General features: G+C 70.5%; 12 protein-coding genes. 8 read left to right on the forward strand and 4 right to left on the reverse strand.

The window, feature by feature from the left end; translation table 11 throughout:
* The coding region (locus tag GT354_RS13415) for a serine/threonine-protein kinase (protein WP_161356530.1) at nt 1-815 on the reverse strand (815 nt) is incomplete at its 3' end.
* A gap of 219 nt (nt 816-1,034) precedes the next feature.
* On the opposite strand from GT354_RS13415, the gene GT354_RS13420 reads away from it, so the two are divergent.
* Nucleotides 1,035-1,718, forward strand: coding sequence for a rhomboid-like protein (locus GT354_RS13420; RefSeq protein ID WP_161356531.1), 684 nt, complete (start codon nt 1,035-1,037; stop codon nt 1,716-1,718).
* A gap of 110 nt (nt 1,719-1,828) precedes the next feature.
* On the opposite strand, the gene GT354_RS13425 is transcribed toward GT354_RS13420, so the two are convergent.
* Nucleotides 1,829-2,317, reverse strand: a complete 489-nt coding sequence (locus tag GT354_RS13425) for a hypothetical protein (protein ID WP_161356532.1) — start codon at nt 2,315-2,317, stop codon at nt 1,829-1,831.
* Between the two features lie 530 nt (nt 2,318-2,847).
* Here GT354_RS13425 and GT354_RS13430 point away from each other — a divergent pair.
* The 3 genes from GT354_RS13430 to GT354_RS13440 all read left to right on the forward strand — a co-directional run bounded on the left by GT354_RS13430 (nt 2,848) and on the right by GT354_RS13440 (nt 6,521).
* The gene (locus GT354_RS13430) at nt 2,848-3,051 is read left to right on the forward strand and encodes a cold-shock protein (protein WP_161356533.1); all 204 of its coding nucleotides are present in this window, start codon (nt 2,848-2,850) and stop codon (nt 3,049-3,051) included.
* Nucleotides 3,052-3,389: 338 nt separating this feature from the next.
* Nucleotides 3,390-4,979: a DEAD/DEAH box helicase gene (locus GT354_RS13435; protein WP_161356534.1), complete on the forward strand. Its 1,590-nt coding sequence runs from the start codon at nt 3,390-3,392 to the stop codon at nt 4,977-4,979.
* A gap of 294 nt (nt 4,980-5,273) precedes the next feature.
* Nucleotides 5,274-6,521 (forward strand): Ig-like domain-containing protein, encoded by a 1,248-nt coding sequence (locus GT354_RS13440; protein WP_346012009.1) that lies wholly within the window; start codon nt 5,274-5,276, stop codon nt 6,519-6,521.
* A gap of 92 nt (nt 6,522-6,613) precedes the next feature.
* Here the strand turns inward: GT354_RS13440 and GT354_RS13445 are convergent, their stop codons facing one another.
* Nucleotides 6,614-7,630: a hypothetical protein gene (locus GT354_RS13445; RefSeq protein ID WP_161356535.1), complete on the reverse strand. Its 1,017-nt coding sequence runs from the start codon at nt 7,628-7,630 to the stop codon at nt 6,614-6,616.
* Nucleotides 7,627-8,160: a SigE family RNA polymerase sigma factor gene (locus GT354_RS13450; RefSeq protein WP_161356536.1), complete on the reverse strand. Its 534-nt coding sequence runs from the start codon at nt 8,158-8,160 to the stop codon at nt 7,627-7,629. Before GT354_RS13450 ends, GT354_RS13445 begins: the two co-directional genes overlap by 4 nt.
* Before the next feature lie 180 nt (nt 8,161-8,340).
* On the opposite strand from GT354_RS13450, the gene GT354_RS13455 reads away from it, so the two are divergent.
* From GT354_RS13455 to GT354_RS13470, 4 genes are all read left to right on the forward strand, one after another.
* A complete protein-coding gene (locus tag GT354_RS13455) occupies nt 8,341-9,846 on the forward strand; it encodes a serine/threonine-protein kinase (protein ID WP_161356537.1) in 1,506 nt (501 codons plus the stop codon).
* 277 nt (nt 9,847-10,123) lie between these two features.
* Complete coding sequence (locus GT354_RS13460; RefSeq protein ID WP_161356538.1) at nt 10,124-10,579, forward strand: TerB family tellurite resistance protein; 456 nt, start codon at nt 10,124-10,126, stop codon at nt 10,577-10,579.
* Nucleotides 10,580-10,714: 135 nt separating this feature from the next.
* The gene (locus GT354_RS13465) at nt 10,715-11,308 is read left to right on the forward strand and encodes a hypothetical protein (protein ID WP_161356539.1); all 594 of its coding nucleotides are present in this window, start codon (nt 10,715-10,717) and stop codon (nt 11,306-11,308) included.
* Nucleotides 11,305-12,415 (forward strand): PrsW family intramembrane metalloprotease (locus GT354_RS13470; RefSeq protein WP_161356540.1); only part of this gene is annotated, 1,111 nt, incomplete at its 3' end. The genes GT354_RS13465 and GT354_RS13470, both read left to right, overlap by 4 nt.

The following is a 12,415-nucleotide window of genomic DNA, read 5'->3' on the forward strand; positions in this document are numbered from 1 at the left end:
GTCGGCGCGGTCGCGTTCAGCCGGGCCGCGGCGACCGTCGCGTCGGCGGGTCGCTCGGCCGGGTCCTTGGCCAGCAGGTCGAGCACGAGTCGGCTCACGTGCGGCGGCAGGTCGGGACGCAGCCGCTCGGGGGGCTCCGGTACGTGTCGGAGGTGCGCGTACACCAGCGAAGCCGGCACGCCGGTGCCGAACGGCGGCCTGCCGGTGAGGAGTTCGTACAGCACGCAACCCAGCGAGTACAGGTCGGCCCGATGGTCGCCGGCCTGGCCGTGCAGGCGTTCCGGGGCCGTGTAGGCGAGCGTGCCGATCACGTGCGTCGTGCGCGCCTCGACCGCCGCGAGCCAACCGGCGAGGCCGAAGTCCAGGATCACCACCCGGTCGTCGGCCGCCACCGCGAACAGAGCGGCGGGTTTGAGGTTGTGGTGGTTCATCCCCGCGCGGTGCGCGCTGTCCAGCGTCGCGCAGATCCCGTCCGCCCAGGCCAGTACGCGAGGGATCTCCAGCCGGCCGGCGCGCACCAGCGCGCCCAGGTCGCTCCCCGTCAACAGCTCCGTGACCAGGAACAACGTCCCGTCGGCGTCCTGTCCCACGTCGTACACGTCGACCACGCCCGGGTGACTCAACACCGCCGCCGTGCGCGCCTCGCGCAGGAACAATTCCGCTGTTCCCGTGTCGGCGGGGCCGTGCAGGAGCTTGACCGCGACGTCGCGTCCCTCCTGCCGATCGCGCGCGCTCCACACCTGTCCGAGGCCGCCGCGGCCGCGCAGCTCCCCGAGTTCGTACCGATCCGCCACGACCCGACCCACCGCTGCCACAACATCTCCCTTGTCGCCACCGTCGGGTCATCCTGCCGCACGGCGCGGGCGAAATTACGATCAGCCGGCCCCGGCGACCCGAAGAACCGCGTCGCCTCGGGCCCACCCGATTCTCCGGACCGGGCATCGATCCGCAGGGCCGGGCCGCCGGACCCCGCAGCGGTGTTGCAGCATGGAGGCTCATGTCACGACCGTCGCGCCGGCCGGGAGACCCGCACCGTGATCCAGACCTCCGCGCTCCAGACCTCCGCGCGGCACCTGCGCACCCTCGCGCTCTACCCCAGGCGCAGTCCGGCGACGCTTTCGATCCTGGCACTGTTGCTGGTCGACGGATTCGTGGTCGGACACCTGATGTCGCAGGCCAGGGCCGACCACCTGGTCGAGGCGATCAGTACGAACCTCGACAACCTGGACGACCATCCGGTCCGGGTCCTCGCCGGCAGCCTGCTCGTGGCCGACGTGCACGGCACGTGGTTCGGCAACCTGTTGACCATCGGCTTCGGCCTCGGCGTCTGCATGGCGTTCCTGGAGCACCGGGTGGGCGCGCTGCGCGCGGTCGGGGTCACGCTGCTCGGGCACGTCGGTGCGACTCTCGTCACAGCGGTGGTGCTCGTGGTGGCGATACGTGACGGTACGTATCCACAGGCCACCCGGCACACCTTGGACTACGGGGTCAGCTACGCGTCGATGGCGGCCATAGCGGCGGTCACGCCGTTGCTGCCGCGACTGCTGCGGGTGTGGTGGGCGGGGTTTTGTCTGCTGTACCCGTTCATGTCCGCGCAGTGGTACGGCGACCTGCCGGACTTCACCACGATCGGGCACGTCTCGGCGGCCCTGATCGGGCTGGGGTCGGGGTTTCTGTTCGTGGGGCGCCTGCGGCGGGTCGAGCCCGACTCGGGGTAGGTCGGGGCGTCTGTGGGCTTCGTCGACCACGCGGGTCCTCGGGCCCCGGCTTCCCCCGCCTCCCCCGGGAGCGGCTGCCCGGGGGAGCCTCGGAAAGAGAGCTTCGAGGGTCAGACCCCGGCCGGCTCCACGCGCCACTCGATCATGACGCGGTCCTCCAGCGGCAGTTCCTCCGGGCCGAGCGCGACGTGGTCGATCACGTAGCGGAAGAGCAGCACGACGGCGTCGGACTCCATGTCCGGCAGGCTCTCGCGAGTCGCGGCGAGTACATCCCGAAGGAGCACCGGGTCGGACTCCAACTCCTCGATCTCCTCCGTGAGTTCGGGGTCGAGGTCGTCGGCCGCCGCGAGCGCCGCAATGGATCGGGCCAAGAACGCGGGCTCGGTTTCGAGGCGGACCAGGACCTGCTCGGTGACGAACTCGTCGAGCAGGTCGGCATCGATGTCGATGTCCCCGCCGGCGCAGCCGCAGCCGTCGCCGCAGCCGCCGGGCGCGCTGACGTCCTCGATGGTGAGGGGAGCGCCGATCGGGGTGATCGAGATCGGCTGGACGTGGGTCTGGGCGCCGTCGTCGGCGGCCGGGATGTCGGAGGGGGGCACGGGAGCCTTTCGGGGCGTTCGTCGGATGGTGTCGGTTTGCATCGCAGTGCAGCAGAGTGCACCGAGTTCGGATCGAGTCCGGTCGGTTCGACTCGGTTCAAGTCGGTCCGACTCGACTCGGCTCGACTCGGCTCAGCTCGGTTCGACTCGGTTCAAGTCGATCCGACTCGATGCGACTCGGACCGATGCGAACCGAGTCGAGCCTGCCCGGCCGGGTCTGCCCGGAGGCTGCTCGGGGGCTGCCCGCGGGTTCTTCGGTCGACCGGGAGGAGGCCCATCGTCTCATCCGAGTCCGGTGCCCCCGCCTCTTGCGCGTACGGTGATCCGGACGACCCATGACAAGCGGGTTGTAGGGCGTGCTACCGTTAATTGCTGCTGTGGTTCCCATGGAATTTTCTGTGCGCCTGCTGGTTGTAGCCAACAGGCGCACTTTTGTTTTCCCGGTGTCCAAGTCCGGGCGGGGTAATCATCGCGACGATTCGGGTCTCGCAGAGTGCGGGATCCCGGTTATGCCCCGAAGGGGAAAATACGTGGCTACTGGCACCGTGAAGTGGTTCAACGGCGAAAAGGGCTTCGGCTTCATCGAGCAGGACGGTGGCGGCCCCGACGTCTTCGCCCACTACTCGAACATCAACGCTCAGGGCTTCCGTGAGCTGCAGGAAGGCCAGAAGGTCGAGTTCGACGTCACGCAGGGCCAGAAGGGCCCGCAGGCGGAGAACATCACCATTCTCTGATCTTGCTTGAGGGCGTGGCTTTCGCCACGCAGCGAGGGCCCGCGCCGCACGGTGCGGGCCCTTCCCGTGGCCGTTCGGCCACGGTGCGACACCCCAGGCGGATGCTCGACATCCGTCGATCAGGACCCTGCCCGACGCGCCCGGCGCGTCGGCCCCGCACGGTCCGGCACATCGGCCGCCGCTCTTCGGCAGGCGCCCGACCGTTGCGATGTACACGACGTGTGTGACCCGTTCACCGCTTCGTTTTCCAGCTTTTCCCGGCTCGTTCTTGCGACTCCTTGTGCGGCTTCACGCCGCGGAGACGTCCTCGATACGCGCCGCATCGAGGAAGGTTCTCCATGAATCGCACCCCCCGTACGAACGACCGTTACTCGCGCAGCGGCGGCGGCAGCAGCGGCGGCGCCGGCAGCCGCGGTGGCGGCTACGGCGGCGGTGGCGGCAGCCGCGGTCGCGGCGGCGCCCCGTCGGCCAACCGTCGCAAGCCGATGTCGGCCGCCCCGGCCGCCGAGTTCGCGCTTCCGGTCAGCACCACCCCCTCGCTTCCGGCCGCGGCCACCTTCGCCGAGCTGGACATGCCCAAGCCGCTGCTCTCGGCCCTCACTCGCCAGGGTGTGACCGAGCCGTTCCCGATCCAGTCGGCCACGCTGCCGAACGCGCTGGTCGGCCGGGACGTGCTCGGCCGCGGTCGGACCGGCTCGGGCAAGACGCTCGCGTTCGGCCTCGCGCTGCTCGCCCGGATCGCCGGTCAGCGCGCCGAGACCAAGCGCCCGCTCGCGCTCGTCCTGGTTCCGACGCGGGAACTGGCCCAGCAGGTCACCGACGCGCTCATGCCGTACGCCACCTCGGTGCAGCTGCGGATGGCCACGGTCGTCGGCGGTATGTCGATCGGTCGCCAGGCCAGTGCGCTGCGCAACGGCGCCGAGGTCGTCGTGGCGACCCCGGGTCGGCTCAAGGACCTGATCGACCGCGGCGACGCGCGGCTCGACGCCGTGGGCATCACCGTGCTCGACGAGGCCGACCAGATGGCCGACATGGGCTTCATGCCGCAGGTCACCGCGCTGCTCGACCAGGTGCAGGCGGACGGTCAGCGGATGCTGTTCTCCGCCACGCTCGACCGCAACGTCGACCGCCTGGTCAAGCGCTTCCTGTCCGACCCGGTCGTCCACTCGGTCGACCCGTCGCAGGGCGCGGTCACCACGATGGAGCACCACGTACTGCACGTGACCGAGGCCGACAAGCACACCGCCGCGACGCACATCGCGGCGCGCGAGGGTCGCGTGATCATGTTCATGGACACCAAGCACGCGGTGGACCGGCTCACCCGCCAGATGCTCGCGAGCGGCGTCCGCGCCGCGGCGCTGCACGGCGGCAAGTCGCAGCCGCAGCGCACCCGCACCCTGGAGCAGTTCAAGAGCGGCCACGTCACCGCCCTGATCGCGACCAACGTCGCGGCCCGCGGCATCCACGTGGACGGTCTCGACCTGGTCGTCAACATCGACCCGCCGACCGACCACAAGGACTACCTGCACCGCGGCGGCCGTACTGCCCGTGCCGGCGAGTCCGGCAGCGTCGTGACGCTCGTCACCCCGAACCAGCGTCGCGAGATGGCGCGCCTGATGATGATCGCCGGCATCACCGCCGAGACCATCCAGGTCCGCTCCGGCGACGAGGAACTCACCCGCGTCACCGGCGCCCAGGTGCCCTCCGGCGTGCCCGTCGTGATCTCGTCGCCCGTCTCCGAGGCCCCGCGCCGCGGCGGCTCGGCGGGTGGCCGCGGTCGCGGTCGTCGTCCCGGCCAGGGGGGCGGCTCGGGCTCCGGCTCCGGTCGTCGTCCGTCCTCGGCCGCGGGTGTGTCGGCGTCGGCCGGCCGCACCGGCGGTTCCGCAGGTGGCTCGGGCGCGCCGCGTCGCCGTACCGCCGCCGCGTAGTCGTTCGGATCCACCCTTCGGGTACCTCGCGAAGACTCTTCGTGCACCTCGCGAAGACTCTTCGTGTACCCCGCGAACACCTTCGCGTACCTTGCGAACCCCTTCGCGTATCTCGCGAACTCCGAAGCCGTGTCCGGGATTTCCCGGGCGCGGCTTCGCGCGTTCGGGGCGTGATCCGGGCGGTGTGACAAAGATGCGACAAACGTGGGACAAACAGAGCGTCCGGGAGGTTAATCCATATTGTTAGTCTGGGAGAACCGCCCGCTCGTCCAGTTCAGTTCGTGAGGTCATCACGTGTCCAAGCTCCCGATAACCCGCTCTCGTAAGGGAATTCGCGTCCTGGTGCTTCCGCTTGCTGCGGCCGCGCTCTTGTTGACCGCATGTGGTTCGGGCAAGTCGGACGGGCCCGCGAAGGTGGATTCGGCCCAGGGGAACCAGGTCGAGGCTGCCAAGGACAAGAATGAGAGCAAGGACACACCGGTCAACGTGACCGTGGATCCGCCGAACGGTACGCAGGGCGTGGCACCCGGCAAGCCGATCACCGTGACGGCCGACTCGGGCACGCTGACGACGGTGCGGATAGCCGACGGCCAACAGCGCGCGATCGAGGGCACCCTGGCGGCCGACGGTCGCTCGTGGACCTCCACGACCCGGACCGTGCCCGGCGTCACCTACACGGTGACCACGACCACGCGTGCCAAGAAGGGCACCGAGTCGACCACGACCAGCACCTTCGGCACGCTCAAGGCCACCACCGTCAACAAGGTGACCCTGCGCCCGGCCAACGGCGGCACGTTCGGCGTCGCACAGCCCGTTTCGGTCATGTTCGACACCCCGGTCAAGGACAAGGCCGAGGTCGAGCGCAACCTCAAGGTCACCACCGCCCCCAACGTCGACGGCTCGTGGGGATGGACGAAGGACGAGTCCGGCAAGGACCGTGTCGACTGGCGTCCGCGCGAGTTCTGGGCGACGGGTACCAAGGTCACCCTCAACGCGAACCTGGGCGGCGTCGCGAGCGGCCCCGGCACCTACTTCGCGCGCGACTACGAGAGCACCTTCACGGTCGGTACCAACCGGGTCGTCGAGGTGGACGTGCCCAAGCACCGGTTGACGGTGAAGGAGGACGGCGTCGCGGTCAAGACGATCAAGATGTCGGCCGGCTCGAACGAGTTCCCCACCCGCGGCGGCACGCACGTGATCCTCTCCAAGAACGCCAAGGAGACCCTGGACTCGACCACGGTCGGGCTCGGCGACAGCTACAACCTGCCGGACGTCCCGTGGGTCGTGCACTTCACGTCGTCGGGCACGTTCTTCCACTCGGCCGCGTGGAACACCGCGAACATCGGCGTCGCCAACACCAGCCACGGCTGCGTGGGTATGACCGTCCCGGACGCCGAGTGGTTCTTCAACCGCGTCGAGGTCGGCGACCCGGTCGTGGTCAAGGGCTCCAACAACACGGAGGCCACCGCGGCCGGCAACGGCTTCGGCAACTGGCAGCTCACGTGGGACCAGTGGAAGGCCAAGAGCGCTCTGGTGGGCTGAGCCCGTTTCTGAAACAACGACGACCCGCGTACAGCCCCGGGCGGGGGCGTACGCGGGTCGTCGCATGTGGCGGTTCGTACGTGCCGTGCGCCTCACGGTTGGGGGCTCAGGCCCGGCCGGGTCCATATCTTCGCCAGCTCGTCCAGCAGGACGGGCCCCAGGTCGACGGACAGTGGGTAAGGGGGGTCCTGGTCGCTCATGCGGGTGACCACGACGACCACGTCGGGACCGCGGCGAGTGAGGAGCAGTTCGCCGTGCAGGGCGCCGTCCGTCCACGACCAGATGTTCGTCTCGGCGCCCGTGCCGGCGACGGGCAGCCGGGTCATGCACCGGTCGGCGGCGGCGCGAAACGCGACTGCCGCGTCGCCGGCGAGGCGTTCGGCCTCCGGTCGGGGCGGCGACGAGTAGTGGTGGGCCGTCGAAATTCCGGCCAACCGCAGCCGACTGCCGGCCGGGGTGCGCCATTGCATGGCCATTCCCGTGTTGTCGTCGAGGGCCGCCGGGGGAGCGTCGCAGGGCGCGAAGAACAAGTCCTTCGAGGACCGGGGGTACCTGTCGAAATCGTCTCTCGGGCCCCAGTCCAGGCCGGCGACCGTCGGAAGGACCGGCGTTTCGAACGGTCGGTATCGGGCGTTCGGGATGCTGTAGTCGCCCGATTCGTTGCGGTCCACCATGCCCTGGGGGCTCGATGAGCCGACTTCGGGGCCGGCGGCTGCTCTCGGTTTCGGGGGCAGGGCCGATGCCGAGGCGGTGGCAGCGGACGGGGATCGGGTTTCGTCGCCGGCTCGCGCGACCCAGCCCGCTGCGACGAGGACGCATGTCGCCACGGCCGCCGACCCCAGGATGCGCGCGCGGTCACGGCGTCGGGTGCCTCGGGCGCGGACCCTCTCGGGGGAGGTCAGGGTCGCCGCGCTTCCCGCGTCGCCGACCAGCGCGCGTAGGTCTCGGGCGATGTCTTCGTCGGGGTAGAAGCCGGGGTCCTCGCGCTCGGGTTCGTGCTCGTACGCGTATCCGGACCCGGACCCGGACTCGGACCCGAACTCGGACCCGGACTTGGATCCGGACCCGGACCCGGACCGGTACTCGTATTCGTGCTCGCGTTCGTTCATCGGTTCGTATTCGCTCCGATCGGGATGCCCGGGTGGGTGTCGTCGAGGTGGCGGCGTAGTTCCTTGCGGGCCCGGTTCAGTCGCGCGCGTAACGCGACCTCGGTGATCCCCAACTCCTCGGCCACCCGCGCACCGGGCAGGTCGCACAGGTGGAAGAGCACGATCGCGTGCCGCTGCGGGTCGGGCAGTCGCCGCAGCGCGGCCACCAGGGCCACGTGGTCCGCCGAGATGCCCGCCGCGGGCTCCGGGCCGCCGTGCCGGAAGTGGGCGGTCAACCGGTTTCGGGTCCGGCGCCACGTACCGATCGCGATCCGCCGCGCGACCACCCGTACCCAACCGGTCGGATCCCCGCCCTCGATCAACGCCGACCAGCGCGGCCAAGCCCTCGCGTACGCCTCCTGCACCGCGTCCTCGGCATCGGCGAGATCGCCCGTCAGGGCATAGATCACACCCACGAGGCGCCGCGACGTGGACAGGTAGAACGCGTCGAACTCCGCGCGCCGGGCGGCCTCCGTCTCGTCGTTCGTCATGGGCATGTCCTCACGTATCCCTCGCCTTCGTCGTCGTCGGTTGCCTCTCCACGTGCACGCGCGAGGAGGTACGGACGTGACGCCGGCGGGCGCGGGGGTTCGAACGGCACGCGAGTACTCCTCATATGCTGCCGACGGGAAGGCCGGGCGAACGACTTGGCCCAGTGGGGGGAGTTCACGGTGCGAACGCTTGGCGACGACGACCCGCGCGAGCTGGGCGGGTATCGGCTGCTGCGCGTGCTCGGCTCGGGCGGAATGGGCCGGGTCTACCTCGGTCGTGGTCCGCGCGGGCGGTTCGTCGCGGTCAAGGTGATTCGTGCGGAACTGGCCGAGGACGCCGAGTTCCGGCTGCGCTTTCGGCGTGAGGTCGAGGCCGGTCGGCGCGTCGACGGCCGGTGGACGGGCCGGGTGCTGGACGCCGATCCCGATGCGCCGCGCCCGTGGTTGGTGACCCGATTCGTCGCCGGGCCCTCGCTGCACGAAGCCGTCGGAGCCCACGGGCCGCTGCCCGAGGAGGCCGTGCGCGCGCTGGGCGCGGGGTTGGCCGCCGCGCTCGTGACGGTGCACGACGCCGGACTCGTGCACCGCGACCTCAAGCCGTCGAACGTACTGCTCACCCTCGACGGCCCGTGCGTGATCGACTTCGGGATATCCCGGGCGCTGGACGCCACCGCGCTGACCACGACCGGCGTCTCGGTAGGGTCGCCCGCCTACATGTCGCCCGAGCAGGCCAACGGGCACGACGTCGGTCCGGCCTCCGACGTGTTCGCGCTGGGATCCGTACTCGGCTACGCCGCGAGCGGAATCGGCCCGTTCGGCGAGGGCAACGACCAGGCGCACATGTTCCGGATCATCGGCCACGAGCCCGACCTGTCCCGAGTGCCGTACTCGATGCAACTCGTGGTCGAGGCGTGCCTGCACAAGGACCCGGCGCAGCGGCCGACGCCGGCGCAGATCGTCACCGCGCTCACGCCCTACGGCGACCCGGGCACCCTGTTCACGTCCGGGTGGCTGCCGGCTCCGGTCGTGGAGGGCATGGCGCGCGGGGCGGTCGAGCTCCTGGAGATCGAGGCCGACCCCGAGCCGGCGGCCGACCTCGCGCCCACCCGGGTCGCGGGCATGGAGGCGACCCGGCTCGCCACGTCCGCCCCCACCTCGTCCGACCCCGAGCCGAGTGCTCCGGCGGAGCCCGCGGGGCGGCGGCGCGGGCTGTGGAAGTACCCGTTGGTCCTGCTCGTCGGCGCGGCCGTCGCAGCGGGGTCGCTGTTCGCGACCGTGGGTTTCGGACGCGACGAGAAACCGAAGAAGAAGGCGCTCCCCGCGGCCGAGTTGCCGGTGGAGTACGCGCGTGTGTGGCAGGGACAGCGCGTGGGCGGGGCGTGGAGTTCGGACCCGGGTGTTCGGATAGAGACGATCAAGGTAGCCCTCAATCGGGGCGTGATCGGCGACCGAGTGGGCCGGATCAGCTACCTCAACACGTACTTCCAAGTCCGCTGCGAGACGGTGGTGAGCCTCAAGACCGTCGACAAACCGCGCATCGTCCTGGGCGCCGGCACCCGCCCGGAAGACCGCTCCTTCTGTGCCCAGAGCGACGCGACGCTCGACATCGTCGCCGACGGCACCCTGGAGTTCACCATGACCGCCCCCGACCACGAGACATACGCGACAACCCTGCGCCCCGTGTGACGCCGGGAATGGCCTCCTGGCCCGACCACCCCCCACCACAACGCCGTAAAACCGCAGCCTCGAACGAAAACGCAACGGATGGTGCCGGTGGCAGCCCCTCCCGAGCCACCGAAATCGCCACCGCCGCCCGCCCGGCCGACCCACCGAGCCCGAAGCCGCGAGGCAACCTTCGCAGGAAGGATTCTGCTCCCCACGCGTAGGCGCGGTACGTTCTACGGGACTGTAGATCGTAGACTTTCGGATCGAACGCGCGAGAGCAAAGGATCAGGGGAACTCGATGGCTCTGTGGGACAAGCTCAAGCAGTCCGCCCAGTCGATGCAGGGGCAGCTGGAGTCCAAGAAGAACGAGCTCAAGAGCGGAGGCTTCCGGGACGCGAGCATGGCGATCTGCGCACTGGTCGCCGCGGCCGACGGCTCGATCGACCCGGCCGAGCGGCAGCGGGTCACCACGCTGATCACGAGCAACGACGTACTGAAGAACTTCGAGGCGAGCGACCTCGAGAAGCGCTTCAACGACTACCTGGCCAAGCTCTCCGCCGACTTCGAGCTCGGCAAGGTGTCGGTGCTCCAGGACATCGCCAAGGTCAAGAAGAAGCCGACCGAGGCTCGCGCGGTGATCCAGATCGGTATCGTCATCGGCGGCGCCGACGGCAACTTCGACAAGACCGAGCAGGCCGTCGTGCGCGACGCGTGCTTCGCGGTGGACCTGACCCCGGCCGAGTTCGGCCTGTAGGACCGCCGGAGCGGGCCGGCAGAGCGGGGCAGCCCAAGGCGCCCGATTGCCCGCTCAACTCTTTCGAGGGACCGATTCCGCCCGACGGCCGATGTCCGTCGGGCGGAATCGCTGCGTGCGACGGACGTTGGAATCATGACCGACGCCCGAACCCTCGCCGCATCGCGGCGGGCTCGATGGTGGGGCCCGCTCGCGGTCATCGCCGTGTTGGCGTTGCTCACCGGCGGCTGGCCGTTGATCGACTCGTGGATCTCGGGCGACGAGCGGGTACGGGCCGGCACGGTCTTTCGGGTGGGGCCCGACAGCGACGACTACGCGTGGTTCCGGATCGGCGACGACGGGTGGACGCTGGATCGGGCCGCGACGACACCATCGCGGCAATTCGTACTGCGCCGCGAGGGCGTCGACCTCTCGATCGCGTACATTTCCCTGGCCCGAGCCGAGGACGCGGACAACCTGTGGACCGGGCTGCGCGACACGGTCCGGGTGGCCGACCCGCACGCGCGCCTGGGGCCGCCGCAGTCGCTGATCGCCGACGCCGGCGCCGCGGGCGTGTTCGGCACGCTGGTCCAGGACGGTGACACCGGCCGCGCCGCGATCTTCCGCGGCCCTCAGGACGCGTTCGCGATCCGGCTGATCGCGCTGGCGGCGCCCGGTACCCCGGACCCGGTCTGGCTCCCCGCCCGTGACGTGATGCGGTCGCTGACCTTCACCGAGGAGGCCGCATGAGCTCTGCCGGGGCCCGGCCACCACGCGAACACCTCGAACCGTACGCCCTCGCGGCCGCCGCGGCGGCGTGCCTGTTCGGCCTCGGGGTGGTCGTGAACGAATACCGCGACGCCGTTCGGGTGTTCACCGCCGCCGCCGCCCTCGCGGGCTTCCTGCTGCTGCTGACGCTCGCCGTCGGATACCTCCTGCCCCGTCGGATCCGACCGGTCCTGCCCCCGCCGCACGTGACGTCGATCGCGTGCGTGGTGTGGGGGATGACCGCCGCGACGGGCTGCGCGATCCTCGCCAATACGGGGCTGGGCGGGATCTGGGCCAAGACCCGCGGCGTCGACTTCGCGGACGACTGGGGCGCCGCCATGACCGCGCCGCTCAACGAGGAGACGCTCAAGGCGTGCGGCGTCGTCCTGCTCGCCCTCGCCGCCACGCGCGCGATCCGCGGACCCGTCGACGGTTGGGTCTACGGCGCCCTGACGGGGCTGGGCTTCCAGGTCGTGGAGAACTTCCTGTACGCGCTCAACGCGATCCTGCTCGACGGCGCGACCGACCCCGGGTCCTCGGTCGACGCGTCGTTCGCGGCCAGGGTGGGCGCCACCGCGTGGGGGACGCACTGGGCGATGACGGCGGTCGCGGGCACCGGCATCGGCTACCTGGTCGCGCGCGACGGCCGCCCGCTCGCCCGACGGGTACCGGTCGCGGTGGGGCTGTGGCTGTTGGCGATAGCCATGCACTGGTTCTTCAACTCGCCGCTCGTGCCCGGTGTGCGCGGGATGTTCGTGAAGGTCGCGGCGAATCTGGTCGTCGCGCTGCTCGTGTATCGCGTCGTGCGCCGGAGCCACCTGGCCCGCTTCCGGGAGGTTGCGGCCGAGGAGGCGCCGACGGGGGCGATCCGGCCCGGCGAGGCCGAGTTGCTGCCCCGTCGGTACACCAGGCGCAAAGCACGCAAAGGCCCTTTTCCCCGACCCGTCCACACACTGATCGGCGAGATCCAGCGGGCTCAGCTCGCCCTCGTGGAGAGCCGAATGCCGAGGGCCGATCCGGCCGAGCCCGCGCGCTCGGCCGCGTTGCGTGCGGAGATCGCGATGCTGCGCGCGCAGTTGGCGGCGGTGG

This window comes from Streptomyces sp. SID3343, assembly GCF_009865215.1.
Classification (GTDB): domain Bacteria; phylum Actinomycetota; class Actinomycetes; order Streptomycetales; family Streptomycetaceae; genus Embleya.